The sequence below is a fragment of the Subtercola sp. Z020 genome, from assembly GCF_002931235.1.
Lineage (GTDB): Bacteria > Actinomycetota > Actinomycetes > Actinomycetales > Microbacteriaceae > Subtercola.
In genome coordinates, this window is record NZ_PSTT01000045.1 from 22,844 (window position 1) to 44,682 (window position 21,839).

Annotated in this window: 21 protein-coding genes, 1 tRNA gene and 1 other RNA gene; 12 read left to right on the forward strand and 11 right to left on the reverse strand. The window is 68.2% G+C overall.

Annotation, left to right across the window (positions count from 1 at the left end; genetic code table 11):
- A complete protein-coding gene (locus C5B96_RS06550; RefSeq protein ID WP_104244157.1) occupies nucleotides 1-1,749 on the forward strand; it encodes an NAD+ synthase in 1,749 nt (582 codons plus the stop codon).
- 23 nt (nucleotides 1,750-1,772) lie between these two features.
- Nucleotides 1,773-2,597: a 3-methyl-2-oxobutanoate hydroxymethyltransferase gene (gene panB / locus C5B96_RS06555; RefSeq protein ID WP_104244159.1), complete on the forward strand. Its 825-nt coding sequence runs from the start codon at nucleotides 1,773-1,775 to the stop codon at nucleotides 2,595-2,597.
- A gap of 53 nt (nucleotides 2,598-2,650) precedes the next feature.
- Here the strand turns inward: panB and C5B96_RS06560 are convergent, their stop codons facing one another.
- Nucleotides 2,651-2,836 carry a hypothetical protein gene (locus tag C5B96_RS06560; protein WP_104244161.1) on the reverse strand — a complete coding sequence of 62 codons (186 nt, stop codon included), beginning with the start codon at nucleotides 2,834-2,836 and terminating at the stop codon, nucleotides 2,651-2,653.
- Nucleotides 2,837-2,914: 78 nt separating this feature from the next.
- Here C5B96_RS06560 and map point away from each other — a divergent pair, with 78 nt between their 5' ends.
- The gene (map, locus tag C5B96_RS06565; RefSeq protein WP_104244163.1) at nucleotides 2,915-3,793 is read left to right on the forward strand and encodes a type I methionyl aminopeptidase; all 879 of its coding nucleotides are present in this window, start codon (nucleotides 2,915-2,917) and stop codon (nucleotides 3,791-3,793) included.
- Between the two features lie 47 nt (nucleotides 3,794-3,840).
- Nucleotides 3,841-4,668, forward strand: a complete 828-nt coding sequence (gene ppgK / locus C5B96_RS06570) for a polyphosphate--glucose phosphotransferase (protein ID WP_104244165.1) — start codon at nucleotides 3,841-3,843, stop codon at nucleotides 4,666-4,668.
- Nucleotides 4,669-4,701: 33 nt separating this feature from the next.
- On the opposite strand, the gene rnpB is transcribed toward ppgK, so the two are convergent.
- The 6 genes from rnpB to C5B96_RS06600 form a co-directional block, all read right to left on the reverse strand.
- An RNA gene (rnpB, locus tag C5B96_RS06575) (RNase P RNA component class A) lies at nucleotides 4,702-5,116 on the reverse strand.
- A gap of 92 nt (nucleotides 5,117-5,208) precedes the next feature.
- Complete coding sequence (locus C5B96_RS06580; protein WP_104244167.1) at nucleotides 5,209-5,943, reverse strand: zinc ribbon domain-containing protein; 735 nt, start codon at nucleotides 5,941-5,943, stop codon at nucleotides 5,209-5,211.
- A 92-nt stretch (nucleotides 5,944-6,035) separates the two neighbouring features.
- Entirely contained in the window at nucleotides 6,036-6,881 is an 846-nt protein-coding gene (locus C5B96_RS06585) for a Nif3-like dinuclear metal center hexameric protein (RefSeq protein WP_104244169.1), read from the reverse strand.
- Nucleotides 6,882-6,956: 75 nt separating this feature from the next.
- Entirely contained in the window at nucleotides 6,957-7,718 is a 762-nt protein-coding gene (locus C5B96_RS06590; RefSeq protein WP_233189041.1) for a hypothetical protein, read from the reverse strand.
- Nucleotides 7,712-8,428, reverse strand: coding sequence for a SatD family protein (locus C5B96_RS06595; RefSeq protein WP_104244171.1), 717 nt, complete (start codon nucleotides 8,426-8,428; stop codon nucleotides 7,712-7,714). Before C5B96_RS06595 ends, C5B96_RS06590 begins: the two co-directional genes overlap by 7 nt.
- Before the next feature lie 50 nt (nucleotides 8,429-8,478).
- Complete coding sequence (locus C5B96_RS06600) at nucleotides 8,479-9,627, reverse strand: methyltransferase (RefSeq protein ID WP_104244173.1); 1,149 nt, start codon at nucleotides 9,625-9,627, stop codon at nucleotides 8,479-8,481.
- Nucleotides 9,628-9,694: 67 nt separating this feature from the next.
- Between C5B96_RS06600 and C5B96_RS06605 the strand changes: the two genes are divergently transcribed.
- Entirely contained in the window at nucleotides 9,695-10,756 is a 1,062-nt protein-coding gene (locus C5B96_RS06605) for a DUF418 domain-containing protein (RefSeq protein ID WP_104244175.1), read from the forward strand.
- 32 nt (nucleotides 10,757-10,788) lie between these two features.
- On the opposite strand, the gene C5B96_RS06610 is transcribed toward C5B96_RS06605, so the two are convergent.
- The 3 genes from C5B96_RS06610 to C5B96_RS06620 all read right to left on the reverse strand — a co-directional run bounded on the left by C5B96_RS06610 (nucleotide 10,789) and on the right by C5B96_RS06620 (nucleotide 12,718).
- Nucleotides 10,789-12,102, reverse strand: a complete 1,314-nt coding sequence (locus C5B96_RS06610; RefSeq protein WP_104244177.1) for a hypothetical protein — start codon at nucleotides 12,100-12,102, stop codon at nucleotides 10,789-10,791.
- Nucleotides 12,103-12,158: 56 nt separating this feature from the next.
- Nucleotides 12,159-12,231, reverse strand: a tRNA-Val gene (locus C5B96_RS06615).
- Between the two features lie 13 nt (nucleotides 12,232-12,244).
- The gene (locus C5B96_RS06620) at nucleotides 12,245-12,718 is read right to left on the reverse strand and encodes a peroxiredoxin (RefSeq protein WP_104244179.1); all 474 of its coding nucleotides are present in this window, start codon (nucleotides 12,716-12,718) and stop codon (nucleotides 12,245-12,247) included.
- A gap of 207 nt (nucleotides 12,719-12,925) precedes the next feature.
- Here C5B96_RS06620 and aceE point away from each other — a divergent pair, with 207 nt between their 5' ends.
- The 6 genes from aceE to C5B96_RS06650 all read left to right on the forward strand — a co-directional run bounded on the left by aceE (nucleotide 12,926) and on the right by C5B96_RS06650 (nucleotide 20,626).
- Nucleotides 12,926-15,652 (forward strand): pyruvate dehydrogenase (acetyl-transferring), homodimeric type, encoded by a 2,727-nt coding sequence (aceE, locus tag C5B96_RS06625; protein WP_104244181.1) that lies wholly within the window; start codon nucleotides 12,926-12,928, stop codon nucleotides 15,650-15,652.
- Between the two features lie 39 nt (nucleotides 15,653-15,691).
- On the forward strand, nucleotides 15,692-16,897 hold the full coding sequence (locus C5B96_RS06630; RefSeq protein ID WP_104244183.1) for a CdaR family transcriptional regulator: 1,206 nt from the start codon (nucleotides 15,692-15,694) through the stop codon (nucleotides 16,895-16,897).
- Between the two features lie 127 nt (nucleotides 16,898-17,024).
- A complete protein-coding gene (locus C5B96_RS06635) occupies nucleotides 17,025-17,942 on the forward strand; it encodes an ACP S-malonyltransferase (protein WP_104244185.1) in 918 nt (305 codons plus the stop codon).
- Nucleotides 17,939-18,964: a beta-ketoacyl-ACP synthase III gene (locus tag C5B96_RS06640; protein WP_104244187.1), complete on the forward strand. Its 1,026-nt coding sequence runs from the start codon at nucleotides 17,939-17,941 to the stop codon at nucleotides 18,962-18,964. Before C5B96_RS06635 ends, C5B96_RS06640 begins: the two co-directional genes overlap by 4 nt.
- 83 nt (nucleotides 18,965-19,047) lie before the next feature.
- Complete coding sequence (locus C5B96_RS06645; protein WP_104244189.1) at nucleotides 19,048-19,296, forward strand: acyl carrier protein; 249 nt, start codon at nucleotides 19,048-19,050, stop codon at nucleotides 19,294-19,296.
- A gap of 94 nt (nucleotides 19,297-19,390) precedes the next feature.
- Entirely contained in the window at nucleotides 19,391-20,626 is a 1,236-nt protein-coding gene (locus tag C5B96_RS06650) for a beta-ketoacyl synthase (protein ID WP_104244191.1), read from the forward strand.
- Between the two features lie 81 nt (nucleotides 20,627-20,707).
- Here the strand turns inward: C5B96_RS06650 and C5B96_RS06655 are convergent, their stop codons facing one another.
- The gene (locus C5B96_RS06655; RefSeq protein ID WP_104244197.1) at nucleotides 20,708-21,211 is read right to left on the reverse strand and encodes a DUF3145 domain-containing protein; all 504 of its coding nucleotides are present in this window, start codon (nucleotides 21,209-21,211) and stop codon (nucleotides 20,708-20,710) included.
- A gap of 201 nt (nucleotides 21,212-21,412) precedes the next feature.
- Here C5B96_RS06655 and C5B96_RS06660 point away from each other — a divergent pair.
- Nucleotides 21,413-21,839: PadR family transcriptional regulator (locus C5B96_RS06660; protein WP_158507133.1), on the forward strand; the 427-nt coding region annotated here is incomplete at its 3' end.

Below are 21,839 nucleotides of genomic sequence, written 5' to 3' on the forward strand. Positions count from 1 at the left end.
ATGCCGAGACTTCGCTTAGCGCTGGCCCAGACCAACCCGATCGTCGGCGACCTCGAAGGCAACTCCGCCGAGATCGTCGCTGCGGTGCGCCGAGCCCGGGATGCGGGCGCCGACCTGGTCGCGTTCGGTGAGATGGCGCTCTCGGGCTATCCCATCGAAGACCTCGCCTCGCGGCCGTCGTTCCTCGCCGCCTGCCGGGCGCGGGCCGACGCCCTCGCCACCGAGCTCGACGAGGCCGGTCTCGGCGACATCGTGGTCGTCGTCGGGCACCCCGACGGGCCGTTCGAACCGCGGGCGTTCACGACCACCAACGCGCCCACCGCGATCGCCCAGAACGTGGCCTCGATCATCCAGAACGGACGCATCAAGGCGCGCTACGCGAAGCACCACCTGCCGAACTACTCCGTCTTCGACGAGTACCGCATCTTCATCGCGGGCGACGAGCTTCTGGTGCTGCGGATGCGCGGGGTCGACGTCGCCCTCATCATCTGCGAAGACCTCTGGCGTGACGGGGGGCCCGTGAACCGGGTCGCGTCGGCCGACGCGGGCGTGCTGCTGGTCATCAATGCGTCGCCGTACGAGCGCGACAAGAACGAGGTGCGCCTGCCGCTCGTGGTGCGCCGGGCCGTCGAGAACGACACGATCGTCGCCTACGTCAACATCGTGGGCGGGCAGGATGATCTGCTCTTCGACGGCGACAGCGTCGTCGTCTCGGCCGAGGGGTCGATCCTCGCCCGCGCGCCGCAGTTCCAGCCGCACCTGCTCGTGGTCGACATCGACCCCGAAGCGGCCACGCTCGACGACCTGCCGCCCGATGTCGCCCGGGTCACTCTGGCACTGCCCCCGACCGGTTCCGAGACGCCGCAGACCCCGCTGAGCGCCGACATCGCCGTGGTGCCCGACGAGCTGGAGCAGGTGTGGAACGCCCTGGTGCTCGGCCTCGGCGACTACGTGCGCAAGAACGGATTCCGCTCGGTCATCCTCGGGCTCTCGGGCGGCATCGACTCCTCCGTCGTCGCCTCGCTGGCAGCCGACGCGATCGGCGCCTCGAACGTGTACGGCGTCTCGATGCCGAGCCGCTGGTCCTCCGACCACTCCCGCTCCGACGCCGACGACCTCGCCGAGCGCATCGGCGTGCACTACGAGACGCAGGCGATCGCCGACCTCGTGCTGCCCGTCGAGAGCCAGCTCGGCCTCGACGGCGTCGCCGCCGAGAACCTGCAGGCGCGCATCCGGGGCATCATCCTGATGGGGCTCTCGAACCAGAAGGGGCACCTGGTGCTCACCACGGGCAACAAGAGCGAGCTGGCGGTCGGCTACTCGACGATCTACGGCGACTCGGTCGGTGGGTTCGCGCCCCTGAAAGACGTGCCGAAGATGCTGGTCTGGCAGCTCGCCCGCTGGCGGAACGCCTTCGCGGCCCGCCGGGGCGAGACCCCGCCGATCCCCGAGAACTCGATCTCGAAGCCGCCCTCCGCCGAACTGCGGCCCGACCAGACCGACCAGGACTCGCTGCCCGAGTACGAGATTCTGGATGCCCTGCTGGAGGACTACATCAACGGCGGCTTCGGGCGTGACGAACTCGTCGCCCGCGGCTTCGACGCGCCCACCGTCGACCGCATCATCTCGCTCGTCGACCACTCCGAATGGAAGCGGCGGCAGAGCGCGATCGGCACCAAGATCTCCCGCACCGCCTTCGGCCGCGACCGCCGCCTCCCCATCACCTACCGCCCCACCGCCGTCGACTGAGGCCGGGCCGGTAGAGTGGGGATATGACGGAGCAGTCCCCCGCACCCCGCAAGCGCGTTCGCACCCGGCACTTTCAGAACGCGAAGGAGCAGGGCATCCCGATCGTGGGCCTGACCTCCTACGACATGCTGAGCGCAGCCATCTTCGATGCCGCCGACATCGACTTTCTTCTGGTCGGCGACTCCGCGGGCAACAACGTGTTCGGCAACGAGACCACGCTGGCTGTCACGGTCGACCAGCTGATCCCCCTGGCCCGCGCCGTCGCCGGAGCCGCGAAACGCGCACTCGTCGTCGCCGACATGCCGTTCGGCTCGTACGAGGGCGGCCCCGACGATGCCCTGCACACCGCCGTGCGGTTCATGAAGGAGTCGAACGCGCACGCCGTGAAGCTCGAGGGCGGCGTGCGGAGCGCGCCGCAGATCCGCCGCATCGTCGACGCCGGCATCCCGGTGATGGGCCACATCGGCTTCACCCCGCAGAGCGAGCACGGGCTCGGCGGCCACATCATCCAGGGCCGCGGGGAGGGTGCAGAGCAGCTGCTCGCCGACGCCCACGCCGTGCAGGACGCGGGAGCGTTCGCCGTGGTGCTCGAGATGGTGCCGAGCGACATCGCCGGGCGCGTGACGAAGGAGCTGAGCATCCCGACCATCAGCGTCGGAGCCGGCCCGAACACCGACGGCCAGCTGCTCGTCTGGACCGACTTCGCCGGCTTCTCGCAGGGCCGCACGCCGCGCTTCGTGAAGCAGTACGCGAACCTGACGCAGGTGCTGTCGGATGCCGTCACCGCGTTTCGCGCCGACGTCGCGTCAGGCGCCTACCCGGCCCCCGAGCACGAGTACACCGACTAGCACGAGCCACCGACCAGCACGGGCATACCCGAAAGCGCGGGGCGCCGCGGCGGCTACTCGTTCGCTGCGTCTTCCTCGGCCCACTTCGCGGAGTTGGCGCGGAGCGTCTCGAGGGCGTGCTCGGCCTCGGCCTTGGTCGCGAACGGGCCGACGCGCTCGGGCGCGGGCGACACGTAGCCGAACTCCACGTCACCGGTGGTGAGGTTGTACCAGTACTGCTTCGAGGGGTCGCCTGACATGAGATCTCCAAGGGTCGTGACACGGATGTCGCGGGCGGCCAGAGCGTCACCGCCGGGGCCGCGGCTACGATAGATCCTATGCCCAAGGACTCCGCCGGCCACATCACTCCGGGCCGGGTCTCCCCCCTCCGCCCCGTCCCCTCCGACATCGAACGACCCGAGTATGTGGGGCGCCGCGAGCCGAACGAGGGCGGCGGCAGCGACGTCTACTCCGGCCGGCAGCTGCAGAGCATCCGCGAGTCGTCGCGCATCGCCGCAGAGGCCCTCGCGTATGTCGGTGCCCATGTGCAGCCCGGTGTCACGACCGACGAGCTGGATGCTCTCGGCCACGCGTATCTCGTCGAGCACGACGCCTACCCCTCGACGCTCGGCTATCGCGGCTACCCCAAATCGCTCTGCACGAGCGTGAACGAGGTCATCTGCCACGGAATCCCCGACAGCACCGTGCTGGCCGACGGCGATCTCGTCAACATCGACATCACCGCCTACCGAGGCGGCGTGCACGGTGACACCAACGCCACGTTCTTCGCCGGCACCCCGAGCGATGAGGCCCGCCTGCTGGTCGAGCGCACCCGCGAGGCGATGAACCGCGGCATCAAGGCGGTTGCGCCCGGGCGGCAGGTGAACGTGATCGGCCGCGCGATCGAGTCGTACGCGAAGCGGTTCGGCTACGGCGTCGTGCGCGACTACACGGGGCACGGGGTGGGCACCCAGTTCCACTCGGGCCTGATCATCCCGCACTACGACTCGGCCCCCCGCTTCGACGACGTGATCGAGGTCGGCATGGTCTTCACGATCGAACCGATGCTGACGCTCGGCGACCAGGCGAGTGAGCTGTGGAGCGACGGCTGGACCGTCGTCACCCGCGATCGCAGCCTCAGCGCCCAGTTCGAGCACACACTTGTGGTCACCGAGCGCGGCGCCGAAGTGCTGACCGTCGCCGGCACGACAGAATAGAACCGCCGGCCGCGTCTCACGGCCGAGACAGAGAACGAGGGAACACGATGACTGGCAGCACAGACTCACCGATCGCCATCGGTATCGACATCGGCGGCACGGGCATCAAGGGTGCCATCGTCAACACCGAGACGGGAGAGCTGCTGAGCGACCGCATCAAGCTCGACACGCCGGAGGGCGGCAAGCCGAAAGATGTGGTCGCGACGGTCGAGAAGCTGCTCACGCAGCTGACGGATGCTCCCGCCGACGCCCCGATCGGCATCGACTTTCCCGCCGTCGTGCAGAACGGCAAGACCATGTCGGCCGCGAACGTGTCGAAGAAGTGGATCGGTCTCGAGGCCGAGAAGCTGTTCGAAGACGCCCTGCAGCGCGACATCACCTTCGTGAACGATGCTGATGCCGCCGGCTACGCCGAGGTGCGCTACGGGGCAGCGAAGGGCAAGAACGGCCTCATCGTGATGACCACGCTCGGCACGGGCATCGGTACGGCGATCATCTACAACGGCGTGCTGATCCCTAACGCCGAGCTCGGCCACATCCAGATCGACGGCGGCGACTACGAGCACAAGGCCTCGTACGCGGCCAAGGAGCGCGACGATCTCAACTGGACGCAGTGGGCGGCGCGGCTGCAGACCTACTACGCCGAACTCGAGAAGCTGCTCTGGCCCGACCTGTTCATCGTCGGTGGCGGAGTCTCGAAGAGCTACCAGGAGTTCCTGCCGAAGATCTCGATCAACACCGAGATGGTGCCGGCGACGCTCCGCAACAACGCGGGCATCCTGGGCGCGGCGTCTCTCGCACTCGAGCCGAAGGTGCTGCCCAACGCGAACCAGCTCGTCGGCGAGGTCGGCGAAGACGCCGTCAGCGTGCGATAGCAGCACCGCCCAGCCAACGGGGGGGGCCGGGCACGAAAGGGCCGGCTGCTACGCCGGGTTCTGTCTTGGGCGTGCGTGCCGGAGCACGCGCGCCCATGGACGGCCATCTATCTACGACGTACGTTGCCGCACGCCTCCAGCGGTCTACCCGAAGGCACGACGAGCAGCCGTGTCGCCTTCTGTCTGACCTTGCTCCGGGCGAGGTTTACCGAGCCCGCCATGTCACCATGGCCGCTGGTGGTCTCTTACACCACCGTTTCACCCTTACCCCACACACCGCGAGCGGCGCCTGGGGCGGTCTGTTCTCTGTGGCACTGTTCTCTCGGGTTGCCCCGGGTGGGTGTTACCCACCGCCCTGCTCTCTGGAGCCCGGACGTTCCTCGGCATCTCCCGCAGTCGATTCGTTGAATCGTCTACTGAGAGATGACGCGACCGTCTTGCCGACCCTTTCGCGCTCCTCAGTCTACGCGGCCGAATCGACTCGTCGATTTCTGTCGCTCTGGCCGGCTGCAGCCGACAGAAATCGCCGAGTCGATTGCGTCAGAGGCCGGACTCCTCCGTGCGCACCAGGATGCAGCTGCTGTCGGGGTCGAGCACCACATCGTCTGGTGCGGCCAGCCTGATCTTCGCAAGGTCGCTCTCGTGCAGCTTCACGTTGCTGCCCATCGACACGCCGCGTGTCAGGAGCGCCGCCCCGATGCCGTACCGCGCCCGCTGCCGGTCGTAGAGAGCCAGCAGTTCGTCGCCGATCGCGCCCGCGATGAGGTCCCGGTTGACCTGCACGCCCTTGCGTTCGGCGTCGAGCGTCGCGAGCGATGCGTCCCGACTGGTGCGGAGGGCATCCTGCTCGGCTGTGAGCCGACCCATCTCCTCGGTTACGACCGCGAGCCGGGCAGAGATCTCGTCGATGCGCTCCATCACGGCGAGCTCGATGTCTTCGAGGTCGCTCTGGCGCTTCTCGAGCGAGGCGATCTCGTGCTCGAGGCCCTGGATGTCTTTCGGGGAGGTGCTGGTCTGCAGTCGCGACCGGTCCCGATCCATACGGGTGGTCACCACGGCGACGTCGGACTCCACCCGGGAGATCTCGAGTTCGGCGTCTTCGAGTTCGCCCCGAACCGATGCGAGCCGGTGGGAGACCAGGCCGATCTCGGTGGCCAGTTCGGCCAGTCTCTTCAGCTCGGGAAGCGTCTTGGCCTGGTGGCCGAGCTGGCTGAGCCGCGTATCGGCGGCCTGCAGGTCGAGCAGTGACCGTTGCTCAGAGACAGGTGCTTTCATGGGGTGTCCTTCGGTTCTGTATGGAATTCTGCGGTGCTGCCGTGCTGCGGTGTTGCGCCGGGGTGGGCCGGTTCTGGATGCCGGGGGCCGGCCTACTGCGTCACGACGAAGTCCCACGGGTCGGTGCGCAGGTCGCTGACCGTGACGGTCGTGCCGGGCAGCGCCTTTCGCAGTTGCGCGGCCGCGACATCCAGCCACAACCACTCGCTGGCCCAGTGTGACACGTCGATGAGGGCGGGGCCTCCGCCGAGCGCGGCCTGTTCCTTCGCCTCGGAGGCGGGGTGGTGCCGGAGGTCGGAGGTGATGTAGACGTCGGCGCCGAGCACCGCGGGCTCCCGCAACAGCGAGTCGCCCGCCCCACTGCAGAGCGCCACGCGGGAGATGGGCCGGTCGTAGGAGCCCGCGACCCGGATGCCGGTGGCGGTGGCCGGGAGCAGTTCGGCGAGTTCCAGGGCGAGGCGGCCGAGGGCGACGGGTGCGGCGAGCGACCCGACCCGGCCGATTCCTGTGCCCGGCACCGCCGAGGGCCCGGAGGCGGGAACGATGGGCCGGGCATCCAGAACCCCGAGCCGCGACGCGATCACGTCGGAGACCCCGTTCTCGACGATGTCGGCATTCGTGTGGGCCGCGACCAGCGCGCAGCCGCCGCGGATGAGGCGGGCGAGCAGCGCACCCTTGTACGTGGTCTCGGCCACGGTCATCACGCCGCGGAGGAGGAGCGGATGATGCACCAGCAGCAGGTCGGCACCGAGCTGCAGGGCCTCGTCGACGGTCTCGGCGACGGCGTCGACGGCGAGATGGATGCTCGTCACCGGCGCTTCGGGCGAGCCGCTCAGCAGCCCCGGTGCATCCCAACCCTCTGCATTGGCGAGCGGCCAGAGGCTCTCGATGAGGGCATTGACGCTCGCGACGGTGGATGCCGGCTCGGTGGAAGTCACGTTCCGATCCTAGCGAGGTGGCCGTGGAAGGCGGGGTGTGCCGGGGTGAAGCGCTTGGCTTATACGGGCCGAATATCAGCTGTGGGCTGATATCGCGATGAGGCCGACGGCCGCTCCCGCAACCGTCCAGCTGACCAGACTGCCGACGAGGAAGTACTCGGCCTTCGTCCCCGAGAGGCCGTCGCCCTTTCGCACGTCGTCGGCGATCTCCGGGAAACGCACGATTCCCTTCGCCGCGACGAGGGCGGCCACGATGGGCGGGAAGCCGGTCAGCACGAGGGCCACGATGAGCAGCCGCTCGAGCGGCCCGATGAGGCGCCCGCCCTTCAGGTCGACCCGGGTGAGATCGGTCTCCTCGGGCTCGGCGCGGGACGACTGCGCCGGGGAGCGCAGGGCAATGCGCACGACGATGTTGGCGCTCTCGCAGAGGAACAGGGCCGCCCCGAGCACCGTGGCGACGGCGGCCAGCGGCGCCTCCCGGAGCAACGCCGACGCGGACCCCCGGTGACCGTCGACGAGGTACCCCGAGGCGCCGAGCGCGGTGCGATCGAAGAGGAAGAGGAGCACGACCAGCGCGAGCAGCCCCACGACCGCCGCGCGACCGGCGCGACCGGCCTCGTGCTCGTCGGGAGTGGTCAGCCAGAGCCAGGCTCCGGCGGCGAGCACGCAGAGGGCGACCAGCTGCAGCGGAACGCCCAGCCCGGTCGTTGCGAGCACCACCACCGCGACCCACCCGGCCGCGATGCCGACGACGACGAACACGGTGCCCCGCGCCCTCCCCCAGCTGCGCCAGAGGTCGGCAGACCCGATGAGCGCCAGCAGCACCGCGGTCAGCACGGCGCACCCTCAGCCACACCAGCTCGTGCGCCCGCACCCGCGTCCGCGTCCGCTTCCGCCTCCGCCTCCGCACCCGCGTCGCGCAGCTGCTGCATGCCGGCCTGCAGGGCCGTCACCCCCGACCGCCTCAGCGACTGCGACACGGCGGACTGCGAGATCTGCTCCTCGGCGGCCAGCGCGGCCTGCGAACGACCGAGCCAGGTGCCGAGGGCAAGCCGCCGCTCACGCGCACCCATAGCGCTCACGAGATGGTCCCGGGAGAGGAGGTAGGCGTTCACCGTCGCCATCGCAGAAGCATCGCCCGCAGATGACCGATACCAGCTGCGCAGCGACGGCACGCGGGTGTCGGCGCGCCGATGCGCCTCGTCGATCGCTTCGCGGGCCGCCCACCACGCGGTACCGTCCTGCAGAATGCCGGTCATGCCGGTGCCCACGGGCCGGATGTCGCCGGCCCCGATTCCGAAGCGGCAGTCGACGGCATCGGGCATCGCGAGCCGCGCGAGCAGCGTGGCCTCGAGCGCGTCGGTGAGGTTCGCGTACACCGCCTGGAACTCGTCGCCGACGGTCGCGGTCAGCGGCTCGACCGGCGCCGTTCGTTCATCGACGACGGCGAAGGCCCGTTCGAGGTCGGCCTGAACCCGCGACCGGTCGGCGAGCTGCCGCGAGTCGACGATGTCCAGAATCACCGCGATCTTCTTTCCCTGCGTCATATCTTAATCCTAGCGCTTATATTCAGCATTTATAAGCTGTGATCTGATACCTAAGTAGGCGGCGCAATAGAGGCAATCACCGTGAACTTCGGATTCTGCCCCCAGACCTCCGAGGAGCCGACGAGCCGCTGCAGCTCGCTCCGGTGGGCGAGGTGCGAGTTGAAGACCGTGACCAGCAGGCCCCCCGGCCGAAGCACCCGGCCCGCCTCACGGAACAGCGCCAGCGCCACCCCCGTGTGCACCGCGCTGCCCACATGGAACGGAGGATTGCAGACGATCAGCGCCGCCGATCGGTCGGCCTGGTTCGAGAGACCGTCGTCGCGCACCACCCGCACCCGGTCGTCGAGACCGTTGGCACGCATCGTCGCCGACGCCGACGCGACGGCCGCCGCGGACTGGTCGGTCGCCAGCACACGGAGGCCGGGATGCCGCTCGGCCAGCCGGGCGGCGATGATGCCGGTTCCGCAGCCGAGGTCGATGGCCGTCGCATCGGGGCCGAGGCCCTGCACCGTCTCGACCGCCCGGTCGACGAACTCCAGCACGAAGCGGGTGCCGATGTCGAGCGTCGCCCCGGCGAAGGCGCCGCCGTGCGCGGCCACGACCAGCCCGAGCTCGGCGTTCGGCACCAGCACAGGGTAGGGAACGGCATCCACAGGTCGCCGGGCACCACGCGCGACCAGCACCCGCGACTTCTGCCGGGCCAGCGACGCCCGTACGTCGTCGAAGTGCACGGCGAGCGTGTCGTTCATGGCCCGGGTGAGGTGCTTGATACGGCCACCGGCGAACAGCACCACGCCCGGGTCGGCCCAGCGCGCTATGGCGTCGGCGATCTCGTCGAGCTCGACCAGCCCGCGCGGCAGCTGCAGCAGCACGACGCGGGCGCCCGTGAGCAGTTCTTCGCCGAGCGGGAGCGACACGAATCGGTCGGAGAGACCGGCCCGTTCGGCATTCTGCGCGAGGGCGATCTCGCCCACCAGCCTGTCTTGGTGGCTTCGGATGCCCGACAGCGCGTACGCGTCGGCCGCGCCGAGCGTCAGCGCCCCATACCGGTCGCCGATCACCACCACCTCGCCGGGCCCCGCTGCCGACAGCGCGCCGGCCGCCTCGTCGAGCACCAACCGGTCGGCCGTGTCGCTCGCGAACAGGTTCGGCGCCTCGATGTCGGGGTCACGCCGCAGCGTGTCGAGCAGTTCGTACATGCCCTCAGTCTCGCGCACACCACCGACATGTCCGGCACGCCAGAGAACCCGCCGGTAGCATCGTCGCATGAGCGATGGGGGCATCCGGGCAGCGACCAGACGACCACACGGCCGTCGGCGGGTCTCGCGCTCCCGCCCAACCGGGCGCCTCGTGGGGCTCGACATCGCGCGCGGCATCGCCGTTCTCGGCATGTTCGTCGCGCACACCTGGCCCGACTCCCCCGGGCTCTTCTCGACGGTGCTCACGAACCTCGCCGGCGGAGAACGCCCGCGCACCCTCTTCGCCGTCGTCGGCGGCATCTCCCTCGCCCTGTTCGTGCAGAGCCTCGCGGGCCGGCCCGGCTTCGACAGCCGTCGCATCCGGCAGACGGTGGCGGTGCGCGGCGTCGGTCTCGTCGCCCTCGGCCTCTTTCTCCAGACCATGTACAGCGGCGTCTCGATCGTGCTCGACACCTGGGGGCTGCTCTTCCTCTTCTTTCTGCCGTTGCTGAGGGTGCCGACCCGCTGGCTGGTGGGCGGCGCCGTCGTTGCTCTTCCCATTGGTGTCGCCCTGCAACTCGGCAGCGAGGGCTGGGACGCACGCCTCCGACTGAACGGTAGCCTCTTCACGCAGCCACTCGACTGGTTCGTCAACGGCAGCTACCCTCTGCTGATCTGGATCGCCTTCCTCGCGGCAGGGTACGTGTTGGCCCGTTTCGACATCACGCGTCGACGCACGCAGCTCTGGATGCTCGGCGGCGGGCTCATCGTCGGCGTGCTCGGCCAGCTCGTGCAAAAGTTCGCCCTCACCCCGGAGTCCTACCCCGCCGAGGTGGTGCTGCACCTCTCAGCGGTCGGAGTCGCGGCCGCGATCGTCGGCGCCCTGTGCCTCGCCTCTGCGAGCAGGATGGTCCGCGGCATCCTGTACCCGCTCGCCTCGGTGGGGATGATGCCGCTCACGATCTACACCGGCCACGTGCTCGCCCTGTCGTACCGGTACTGGCTCGACCCCAGCCAGCCCGTGAAGAACCAGCTCGTCTGGGTGGTGCTGACGCTCGCCAGCCTGCTGTTCGCGACGGCGTGGCGACTGACTCTCGGCCACGGGCCGCTCGAACGGGCCCTGCGGGCGCTCGACGGCAGTCGGCGCTGAGCGCGGGCTGACCTCCCTCGTTCGAGCGAGAATTACGAGGGCCAGGCGACCGTCTTCACCGCGGTGCCGAAGTCGTCCACCGTTCGGATGCCGCTGTTCGCGACCACCGTGTCGTAGCTCGCAGAGGAATCGTTCGGCAATGCCACACGCTCCACCCGCGTATCGATGGCGTCGGGACCGACGACCACCGCCTTCTGGGAGGGATAGAGGTTCTGCCCCATGAACATCGTGCCTCGGCCGATGAGCGAGTTGCGCGCGGTTTTCGTTCCGCCCAGCTGCGTGACCCCTACGCCGATGCCGTGCGCACCCTTGTCTCCCGAGGTGATGATGTTGTAGCCGTTGACAGTCGCCCCGACACCGCCGCCCAGCTCGAGCTGGTAACCACCCAGTGCTGAGTTGCCTTCGAGCCGGAGGCCGTTGATGTTCAGCTCGGAGACGCTCGATGCCGTATTGCTGGTCGGGATGGCCAGGAATCCCCGGCCGGCCTTGTTGCCTTGCCCACAACCAATGATGCGAACGTTGTCGAAGCGAGCGTTCGTCGGAGCGATGCGCACCCCGCCCGAGACGCAGTTGATGATCTCGGTGTCCCGCATCACCACGTCGATCGCGTTGATCCCATCGCAGTCGAACCCCCACGTCGCTGCGTTGATGATGCGCAGTCCGTCGATCACGTTCGCATAGTAGTACTCGTCGTTCGCGACGGTGAAGACGGCCCTTGCGGCGAGGAAGCCTGCCTTCCCTGCCCCCGAGATCTCGAGATCGATGAAGCGGCTGTGCATCAGAGAACGGGTGTAGAGCCCGTGGCGACCCGACGGCGTGCCGAAGATGCTGAAGTTCTTAAGCGTGACTCTGGCCTTGTTGTTCGCGCCAGGGCCGGTGTTGGTGCTGGTCTTGCCTTTCACGACGAAGACATCGCCGGTGGCACCGGAGATCTGCCGGATTCGGGTGACCCCCCGGCCATATCCCTCGAGGACCACCTCGGGAAAGCCGTAGGGCACACCCGACCCGACCTGCTTTGCGATGGCGGCGTTGTCGTAGTCCAACCCGATGCTCCGCACCCGGATGTCGCCGGGCGGAAGGTAGCCGTGCCCGCCTGTCTTCATCAGCGCCAGGAAGAAGGCATTCATTGCCACCGTGTGGTCTGCATCACCCGCTTTGAAGCCGAACTGCTCTGGGTAGTAGACGCGAGAGAGATCACCGACCACCGTCGCGGCCTCCGCACTCGACGCGGGCAGTGCCACGGCGGCCACCCCGGCGGTGGCCGCGGCGGCTTTGAGGATGCCCCGGCGACTGAATGCCCGCCGAGTGGTCAGAGCGTCGTTCTCAGGGTTCGATTCAGGAGTCATGGGCGTATCTCTCTTCGAGTGTTGAAGCACCTACAAGGGGAGATGGACGAGCAAGGTGGGCCCTACCGGGATCGAACCGATGACATCCACGGTGTAAACGTGGCGCTCTACCAGCTGAGCTAAAGGCCCTGGTGCGAAAAGACTACACGGAGGCCGGTTCGAGCTCGTCGAGCGCCGCCCGGTAGGCCTCGATCGAACGGGCCTCGCCCGGCGCGGTGATGAAGGAGGCGCGGATGATGCCGCGCGTGTCGATGACGAACGTCGCGCGGTTCGAGAAACCCTTGCCGTCGAGGAAGACGCCGTACTCCTTCGCGACCTCGCCGTGCGGCCAGAAGTCGGCGAGCAGGTTGAAGTCGAAACCCTTCTCCTCGCTCCAGGCGCGGAGGGCCGACTTCGAGTCGACCGAGATGCCGAGCAGCTCGACGCTGTTGTCGCGGAACATGCCGATGTTGTCTTCGAGCGTGCACAGCTCGCTGGTGCAGACGCCCGAGTAGGCCAGGGGGAAGAAGACGAGAACGACGGGCTTGATGCCCCGGAACTGGCTCAGCCGCACCTTCTCGCCGAACTGGTTCGACAGTTCGAAGTCGGGGGCGAATGTGTCGTTTTCGAGTGCCATGACGGCGATCCTTCCGGTGGCGGGTACCTTGCCCGCCAGACCCAAGCCTCCAGTCTATTCCTCCAATCCGCCTGCAATCCCCTCGCAACCCCGCCCGAGGGCGTGTCTGCCGGTCGTGATTCACTAGGCTTGTCGGTGGTGTGGATTCCGTGAACCGGAGCCGCTGCCCATGAATGATCTCTACAACCCAGAAGAGAGAGGTTGACGTTGACTGTCAACGATCAAGACCCCTATTCGGTCACGAACATCGATGCCGATCCCGACGAAACCGCCGAATGGTCTGAATCCCTTGATGCCCTGGTCGCTGCGCGTGGCCACGGTCGCGCACGGGAGATCATGCTCAGCCTGCTGAAGCGGAGCAAGGAGCTCCACCTCGGGGTTCCGATGGTTCCAACCACCGACTACATCAACACGATCGCCCCCGAGAACGAGCCTGAGTTCCCCGGCAACGAAGACATCGAGCGCCGGTACCGCGCGTGGATCAGGTGGAACGCCGCGATGCTCGTGCACCGCGCCCAGCGCCCCGGCATCGCCGTCGGTGGCCACATCTCGACCTACGCCTCGAGCGCGAGCCTCTACGAAGTCGGCTTCAACCACTTCTTCCGCGGCCAGGACCACCCCGGCGGCGGCGACCAGATCTTCGTGCAGGGCCACGCCTCGCCCGGCACCTACGCCCGCGCCTTCCTCGAGGGCCGGCTCGACGAGCACAAGCTCGACGGCTTCCGCCAGGAGAAGTCGCACCCGGGCGGAGGCCTCAGCTCCTACCCGCACCCGCGGCTCATGCCCGAGTTCTGGCAGTTCCCCACGGTCTCCATGGGCATCGGCCCGATCAACGCCATCTACCAGGCGCAGGCCAACAAGTACCTCACCAACCGCGGCATCAAAGACGCGAGCGACCAGCAGGTCTGGGCGTTCCTCGGCGACGGCGAGATGGATGAGGTCGAGAGCCGCGGCCAGTTGCAGGTGGCGGCCAACGAGGGCCTCGACAACCTGAACTTCGTCATCAACTGCAACCTGCAGCGCCTCGACGGGCCTGTGCGCGGCAACGGCAAGATCATCCAGGAGCTCGAGAGCTTCTTCCGCGGTGCCGGCTGGAACGTCATCAAGGTCATCTGGGGCCGCGAGTGGGACTCGCTGCTGGCGAACGACACCGACGGCGCCCTGCTGAACCTCATGAACCAGACTCCGGATGGCGACTTCCAGACGTACAAGACCGAAGACGGCGCCTACGTTCGCGAGAACTTCTTCGGGCGCGACCCGCGCGCGCTGAAGCTCGTCGAGAACTACAGCGACGACCAGGTCTGGGGCCTGAAGCGCGGCGGCCACGACTACCGCAAGGTGTACGCGGCGTTCAAGGCGGCCAGCGAGCACAAGGGCCAGCCGACCGTCATCCTCGCCCACACCATCAAGGGCTATGGCCTCGGCAAGAGCTTCGAGGGCCGCAACGCGACCCACCAGATGAAGAAGATGACGCTCGACAACCTCAAGCAGTTCCGCGACGAGATGCACATCCCGATCACGAACGCCCGCCTCGAGGAGAACCCCTACCTTCCCCCGTACTACAACCCGGGTGAGGGCGACGAGGCCATCGAATACATGCACGAACGCCGCCGCGCGCTCGGCGGCTACGTGCCGGAGCGCCGCACGAAGCACACCGCGATCACGCTGCCCGACGACTCGGCCTACGCGATCATGAAGAAGGGATCCGGAACGCAGGAGATCGCCACCACCATGGCCTTCGTGCGCCTGCTGAAGGAGATGACCCGTTCGAAGGACTTCGGCAACCGGGTGGTTCCGGTCATCCCCGACGAGGCCCGCACCTTCGGAATGGATGCGTTCTTCCCGAGCGCGAAGATCTACAACCCGAACGGCCAGCACTACACCAGCGTCGACCGCGACCTGCTGCTCGCCTACAAGGAGAGCCCCCAGGGCCAGATCGTGCACGTCGGCATCAACGAGGCCGGCGCCCTCGCTGCATTCACCGCGGCGGGAACCTCGTACTCGACGCAGGGCGAGCCGCTCATCCCGGTCTACGTCTTCTACTCGATGTTCGGGTTCCAGCGCACCGGCGACGCCCTCTGGGCTGCCGGCGACCAGATGACCCGCGGGTTCATCATGGGCGCCACGGCCGGTCGCACCACGCTCACCGGCGAGGGCCTGCAGCACGCCGACGGCCACAGCCACCTCCTCGCCTCGACCAACCCGGCGGTCGTCTCGTACGATCCCGCGTACGGTTACGAGATCGGGCACATCGTGCGCTCCGGCCTCGAGCGGATGTACGGCGGAACCCACACCGACCCGAACGTCATGTACTACCTGACGCTCTACAACGAGCCGATGGTCATGCCGGCCGAGCCGGAGAACGTCGACGTCGAGGGCATCGTGAAGGGCATCCACCACCTGAAGTCAGGGTGGGTCGACGGCCCGAAGGCCAACGTGCTCGCTTCGGGCGTCGGCGTGCCGTGGGCCCTCGAGGCCCAGCAGCTGCTCGCCGACGACTGGGGCGTGTCGGCCGACGTCTGGTCGGTGACCAGCTGGACCGAGCTCCGCCGCGACGGTTTGAAGGCCGAGGAGCACAACTTCCTGAACCCGAGCGAGCAGCCGCACGTGCCCTACCTGACCGACAAGCTGTCGGGGGCCCAGGGCCCGTTCGTCGCCGTGAGCGACTACATGCACGCGGTTCCCGACCAGATCCGGCAGTTCGTGCCCGGCGACTTCGCGACGCTGGGCGCCGACGACTTCGGCTTCAGCGACACCCGCCCCGCCGCCCGCCGGTTCTTCAAGATCGACGGCCCGTCGGTCGTCGTGCGTGTTCTCGAACAGCTGGCCGCTCGCAACGAGGTCGACCCGAACGCCCCGCAGTGGGCGATCGACAAGTACAAGCTGCACGATGTGACCGCCGGCACCTCGGGCTCAGCGGGCGGCGAGAGCTGAGCCGCACCGGAGTGATCGGCATCACGAGGGCGCGGGCTGATGGCCCGCACTAAAGAACAGACGCTCGCCTGGCTCCGAACGGTGTCGGGCGAGCTGTCGACGGCGACAATCAAGAAGCTCGACGAGACGCTTCCCTGGTACGGCGACATGCCGCCGGGGAGGCGCTCGGCCGTCGGGCTGGTCGCCCAGGCGGGCATCAAGTCGTTCATCACCTGGTACGACGACCCGACGACGACAACCTGGATCGCCTCCGACGTGTTCGGTTCGGCCCCGCGGGAACTCCTCCGCTCGGTCAGCCTGCAGCAGACGCTCCAGCTGATCCGGGTCGTCGTCGAGGTGGTCGAGGAGCGCATCGCGAACGGCGACCAGTCCCTTCGCGAGGCCATCCTGCTCTACTCGCGCGAGATCGCCTTCGCGTCGGCCGACGTCTACGCCCGCGCCGCGGAGGCACGCGGCCTCTGGGATGCCCGGCTCGAAGCTCTCGTCGTCGACTCCATCCTCTCCGGGGAGTACGACGACGAACTGCCGAGCCGCATCGCCGCCCTCGGCTGGCACGGCCACGGCGCCGTCAGCGTGCTCGTCGGCACCACGCCGCGGATGCTCGACGTCGACCAGTTGCGCCGCACGGCCCGCCACCTTTCGGCCGACGTGCTGATCGGCGTACAGGGCGGTCGACTCGTGCTCGTCATCGGCCGATCGCAGCCCGCGGTGGGAGCGGCCGACGAACCGCTTCCGGGCGCCGCTCCCCTGCCCACCCTTTCGTTCATGGACATCGCCAAGGCGCTGGAGCCGGGCTTCGGCCCCGGCCACCTCGTTCTCGGCCACGAAGTCGCCAGCCTCGTCGATGCATCCCGGAGCGCAAAGGCGGCCCTCGCCGGCTTCGCGGTCGCGAAGTCGTGGCGGAACGCCCCGCGCCCGGTCTACGCCGACGATCTGCTGCCCGAGCGCGCTCTCGCGGGCGACCCGCTCGCCCGCTCGACCCTCGTCAACCGCGTCTACAAGCCGCTGCAGGATCAGAGCCCCGAACTGATGACCACCCTCTGGTGCTACCTCGACAACGGCCGTTCGCTCGAAGGCACCGCCCGCGAGTTGTTCGTGCACCCCAATACCGTGCGCTACCGCCTGAAGCGGGTCTCCCAGGTGATCGGCTGGGATGCGACGGGTGCCCGTGAGGCGCTCATTCTGCAGTCCGCCCTCATCCTCGGCTCGATGAACGAGCCCGACCCCTCCGCCCGCAGGCGCTGACTCAGACCCCGACACCGATTCTGGCGGGCCCCTTCCGCCTGTGTCGGAGGGTTCTGACAGGCTTTCCTTGAATCTTCGATAGCTTTTCCACACCGCCATCTCGCCAATCCTTGAAAGACTGAACAACATGATCGTGATCGTCTGCCCCGGCCAGGGCTCCCAGACACCCGGCTTCCTCGCCCCCTGGGTGTCGGAACCCGCGTTCGCCGAGCATCTCGGCGCCCTCTCCGAGCTCGCAGGCCTCGACCTGCTGAAGCACGGCACCGAGAGCGATGCCGACACCATCCGTGACACCCGTATCGCCCAGCCGCTGATCGTGGCTGCGGGGCTGGTCGCACTCGGCGCCCTGCTCGCAGACGGCCGCCGGGCGAGGGTCGGCGGGGTCGCCGGCCACTCGGTGGGCGAGATCACCGCCGCGCAGGCGGCGGGCATCCTGAGCGAGAACGACGCGATGACGTTCGTGCGGGAACGCGGCAGCGCGATGGCAGACGCCGCCGCACTCACCCCGACCGGTATGAGCGCCGTCGTCGGCGGCGACGAAGACGAGCTGATCGCAGCGCTCGACGGCCTCGACCTGCAGCCCGCGAACTTCAACGGTGGCGGCCAGATCGTCGTCGCCGGCGCACTCGACAGGCTCGCCGAGCTCCCCGCGGTCGCCCCGCGAGGTGCCCGCGTCATTCCACTGCAGGTCGCCGGAGCGTTCCATACCCGCTACATGCAGCCGGCGGTGGAGCACCTCACCGAGGTTGCCTCGACACTCACCCCCGAGCATCCGACGCTCACCATCTGGACGAATCGTGACGGCGGTGTCGTCGACACCGGCGACGCGTTCCTCGACCTGCTCGTGGGCCAGGTCTCCTCCCCCGTGCGCTGGGACCGCACCATGGCGTCGTTCCTCGACGCCGGCATCACCGGCATCATCGAGGTCGCGCCCGCGGGTGCGCTCGTCGGGCTCGCCAAGCGCGGGCTGAAGGGCATTCCGTCTGTGGCGATCAAGACCCCTGACGATCTGCCCGCCGCCTACGAGATGCTGGCCGCGTCATGACCCAGCCCAGACTGCAGCAGTCCGTCGGCCATGAGTTCACCCGCATCTACGCCCTGGGTGCGGCCCGCGGCGATCTCGTCGTTCCGAACGACGAGCTGATCGAGGCGATCGACAGCTCGGACGAATGGATCCAGAAGCGCACCGGCATCATCGAACGCCGGCGTGCGCCCAAGGAGGTGACGGCTGTCGACCTCGCCGTCGAGGCCGGCCGTGAAGCGATCGAGAAGTCGGGCGTTCCCGCCGAGCAGATCGGCGCCGTCATCGTCGCGACCATCAGCAACCCGGTCGTCACCCCATCCGTCTCGACGCTCGTCGCCGAACGGGTGGGGGCACGCACCGCCGCCGCCTACGACATCGAAGCCGCGTGCGCCGGGTATGCCTACGCGATCGCGCAGGCCGACTCGCTGGTGCGGGCCGGTGTCGCCGAATACGTTCTCGTGATCGGAGCCGAGAAGCTGTCGGACTTCGTCAGCCCGACCGACCGTTCGATCTCGTTCCTGCTCGGTGACGGTGCCGGAGCCGCCGTCGTGGGGCCGAGCGACTTCCCCGGCATCTCGAAGTCCATCCTCGGGTCAGACGGCTCCAAGTGGGATGCGGTCGGCATGAACGGCACCTACACGGGGTTCCGCGCCGGCGAGAACGAGTGGCCGACCATGCGCCAGGAGGGTCAGACCGTCTTCCGCTGGGCCGTCTGGGAGATGGCCAAGGTGGCGCAGCAGGCTCTGGATGCCGCGGGCATCACCGTCGACGACCTGACCGCCTTCGTGCCGCACCAGGCCAACATGCGCATCGTCGACGAGTTCGCGAAGGTGCTGAAGCTGCCCGAGACCGTTCTGATCGGGCGGGACATCGCCACGACCGGCAACACGTCGGCGGCGTCGATTCCGCTGGCGACGCATCGACTGCTCTCCGAGCATCCGGAAGCCGCTGGCGGCCTCTGCCTGCAGATCGGCTTCGGCGCCGGGCTTGTTTTCGGCGCGCAGGTCGTCGTACTACCGGGGAACGGCCCCGCTCTCACCTAAACTGAATGTCGCCTCAAACGACACCGCCTCACCAGAGAGACCAACACCAGCCCTCTCGGGGCACCACCCAAGGAGAAAAAACAATGGCATTGTCCACCGAAGAAGTTCTCGCCGGCCTCGCCGAGCTCATCAACGACGAAACCGGCATCGCGGCTGACACGGTGGAGCTCGACAAGTCGTTCACCGACGACCTCGACATCGACTCCATCTCGATGATGACCATCGTCGTCAACGCCGAAGAGAAGTTCGACGTCAAGATCCCCGACGAAGAAGTCAAGAACCTGAAGACCGTCGGCGACGCCGTCACCTTCATCGCCAACGCCCAGGGCTAGGTTGCGGATGACCGGGGTCGACCTGCTCGCCCCCGGTCTCCGTGCCGCCCCGCACCACCCGATCCACCGCCTCTGATCCACAGGAAGTCCTCACATGAGCAAACGAATCGTCGTCACCGGCATCGGTGCGACCTCTCCCCTCGGCGGAACGGCCGAGGAGAGCTGGCAGGCCCTTCTGGGTGGCGCATCCGGCAACCGAACGCTCGAACAGGACTGGGTTGAGAAGTGGCAGGTGCCCATCACGATGGCCGCCCAGATCAAAGTGCCGTCGGTCGACGTTCTCTCACGCCAGGAGACGAAGCGCCTCGACCCCAACAGCCAGTTCGCCCTGACCGCGGCTCGCGAGGCCTGGGCCGACGCGGGTGCCCCCGGGGTCGAGCCCGAGCGTCTCGGTGTCGACTGGGCAACCGGGATCGGCGGCCTCTGGACCCTCCTCGACGCGTGGGACACGCTGCGAGAGCGCGGCCCGCGCCGCGTTCTGCCGATGACCGTGCCGATGCTGATGGCCAACGGGGCCGCAGCAGCGATCAGCATGGACATCGGGGCGCGCGCCTTCAGCCGCACTGACGTCTCCGCCTGTGCATCGAGCACCGAGTCGATCGCGAACGCCTACGACCACCTGCAGGCCGGCAACGCCGACGTCATCATTGCGGGCGGCTCCGAGGCGTGCATCCACCCGCTCCCCATCGCCTCCTTCGCCGCGATGCAGGCCCTCTCGAAGCGGCTCGACGACCCGGCGACCGCCTCGCGGCCGTACGACGTCTCCCGTGACGGCTTCGTGCTCGGCGAAGGGGCCGCAGCCGTCGTTCTCGAGACCTACGAACACGCTGTCGCCCGGGGAGCGAAGATGTACGCCGAACTGCTCGGCGGTTCCGTCACCAGCGACGCGTACCACATCACCGCTCCCGACCCCCAGGGGTCTGCTGCAGCCCGCGCGATGAAGGCCGCTGTCGAGAACGCCGGTTACGCCCTCTCCGATGTCGCCCACATCAACGCCCACGCGACCAGCACACCGGTCGGCGACATCGCCGAGTACAACGCTCTGCGCCGCGTGTTCGGCGAGGCCGTGGAGGGCATCCCGGTCTCGGCGACCAAGGCGTCGACCGGCCACCTGCTCGGCGGGGCCGGAGCGATCGAGGCGATCTTCGTCATCAAGGCACTGCAGGAGCGGATTGCACCGCCGACGATCAACCTGTCGGAGCAGGATCCGGAGATCCACCTCGACGTTGTGACGTCGCCGCGGGCACTGCCGGCCGGCGATGTGGTCGCGATCAGCAACTCGTTCGGCTTCGGCGGGCACAACGCTGTCGCCGCCTTCAAGACGGTCTGATTCAGTTCCGGCTTCGAGCCGGGTAGGGAGAGGGGCCACGACATCCCGTGTCGCGGCCCCTCTTCTGCGTTCTGCCCGTCGTCAGCCGACGGAGTGCAACCAGACCACCGGGGCGAAGTCGCTGGCGTAGCGGAACGGCTCGAGCTCGTCGTCCCACGCCTGGCCGAGCGCCAACCGCAGCTCCCGGTGCAGTTCGAGCGCGTTCGTGCCGGCCGACTCCATGGCGGCGCGCACCCGGTCTTCAGGGATGACGGTGTTGCCGGCACTGTCGGTCTGCGCGAAGTAGATGCCGAGGTCGGGCGTGTGCATCCACCGGCCACCGTCGCGCCCGGGCGCCGGGTCTTCGGTGACCTCGTAGCGCAGATGCTCCCAGCCGCGCAGAGCTGAGGCGATGGCCGCGCCGGTGCCGGCTGCGCCCTCCCAGTAGAACTCGGCGCGTTGCGAGCCGCGGAGTACGGGCTGCTCGATCCACTTGAAGTTCACGGCACGACCAATTGCGCGACCTGCAGCCCACTCGACGTGAGGGCAGAGCGCGCGGGGAGCGGAGTGAACGTAAATCACTCCGCGTGCGACTGATGCCACCATCTTCTTCTCCATTCGTGAGGTACGTCTTCCCCAACGACCTGTGAATGGATGCCCGGGCCGACGGCCCTCGAACGGTGACACGTGTGTTCAATTGTGGGTGGTGCTGGTCTCAGTATGCACGACCGGCCGCGCACATCACAAGGCGGCGAATCGAGCAACCCTATACTCAGTAGGTCATTCACGGTTTCGGGAGGTGTGCAGGTGTCGGTTCGGTCGAACATCCTCGCCGTGCTGACGCTCGGGCCGGCGTACGGACTGCAGTTGCATGCCGAGATCGAGGCCCGCACCGACCGCGCCGGCCGCATCAACGTCGGGCAGATCTACTCGACGCTCACCCGCCTCGTCGAGGCCGGGCTGGTGGGCTCTGCTCCGCGCGGGGAGGACTCGCTGCCGCTCTACGAGTTGACCGACGCGGGGCGCCGCGAGGCTGCGGCGTGGCTCGGGGAGATCGGCACGGCCGCTCCCTCGTGGGCCGAGATGGTGGAGCAGGTGCTGCTCGTCGCGTCCCTCCCCGGGGTGTCCCTCGATGCGCTGCTCGACGACTACCGGGCCTTCTGGTGCGGAGTGGTCGGGGCGGTGTCGGAGGGGCGCGACGAGCAGCACCTGCTCCACCATCTCGGCCCACGAG

What these genes read in the sequence shown, in the direction of transcription:
- C5B96_RS06640 (WP_104244187.1), top strand. Translation starts at nt 17,939, where the DNA reads ATGACCCAGCCCAGACTGCAGCAGTCCGTCGGCCATGAGTTCACCCGC.
- C5B96_RS06650 (WP_104244191.1), top strand. Translation starts at nt 19,391, where the DNA reads ATGAGCAAACGAATCGTCGTCACCGGCATCGGTGCGACCTCTCCCCTC.
- C5B96_RS06620 (WP_104244179.1), bottom strand. Translation starts at nt 12,718, where the DNA reads ATGGCACTCGAAAACGACACATTCGCCCCCGACTTCGAACTGTCGAAC.
- C5B96_RS06655 (WP_104244197.1), bottom strand. Translation starts at nt 21,211, where the DNA reads ATGGTGGCATCAGTCGCACGCGGAGTGATTTACGTTCACTCCGCTCCC.
- ppgK (WP_104244165.1), top strand. Translation starts at nt 3,841, where the DNA reads ATGACTGGCAGCACAGACTCACCGATCGCCATCGGTATCGACATCGGC.
- map (WP_104244163.1), top strand. Translation starts at nt 2,915, where the DNA reads ATGCCCAAGGACTCCGCCGGCCACATCACTCCGGGCCGGGTCTCCCCC.
- C5B96_RS06580 (WP_104244167.1), bottom strand. Translation starts at nt 5,943, where the DNA reads ATGAAAGCACCTGTCTCTGAGCAACGGTCACTGCTCGACCTGCAGGCC.
- C5B96_RS06550 (WP_104244157.1), top strand. Translation starts at nt 1, where the DNA reads ATGCCGAGACTTCGCTTAGCGCTGGCCCAGACCAACCCGATCGTCGGC.
- C5B96_RS06605 (WP_104244175.1), top strand. Translation starts at nt 9,695, where the DNA reads ATGAGCGATGGGGGCATCCGGGCAGCGACCAGACGACCACACGGCCGT.
- C5B96_RS06595 (WP_104244171.1), bottom strand. Translation starts at nt 8,428, where the DNA reads ATGACGCAGGGAAAGAAGATCGCGGTGATTCTGGACATCGTCGACTCG.
- C5B96_RS06645 (WP_104244189.1), top strand. Translation starts at nt 19,048, where the DNA reads ATGGCATTGTCCACCGAAGAAGTTCTCGCCGGCCTCGCCGAGCTCATC.
- C5B96_RS06560 (WP_104244161.1), bottom strand. Translation starts at nt 2,836, where the DNA reads ATGTCAGGCGACCCCTCGAAGCAGTACTGGTACAACCTCACCACCGGT.
- C5B96_RS06600 (WP_104244173.1), bottom strand. Translation starts at nt 9,627, where the DNA reads ATGTACGAACTGCTCGACACGCTGCGGCGTGACCCCGACATCGAGGCG.
- C5B96_RS06610 (WP_104244177.1), bottom strand. Translation starts at nt 12,102, where the DNA reads ATGACTCCTGAATCGAACCCTGAGAACGACGCTCTGACCACTCGGCGG.
- panB (WP_104244159.1), top strand. Translation starts at nt 1,773, where the DNA reads ATGACGGAGCAGTCCCCCGCACCCCGCAAGCGCGTTCGCACCCGGCAC.
- C5B96_RS06635 (WP_104244185.1), top strand. Translation starts at nt 17,025, where the DNA reads ATGATCGTGATCGTCTGCCCCGGCCAGGGCTCCCAGACACCCGGCTTC.
- C5B96_RS06630 (WP_104244183.1), top strand. Translation starts at nt 15,692, where the DNA reads ATGGCCCGCACTAAAGAACAGACGCTCGCCTGGCTCCGAACGGTGTCG.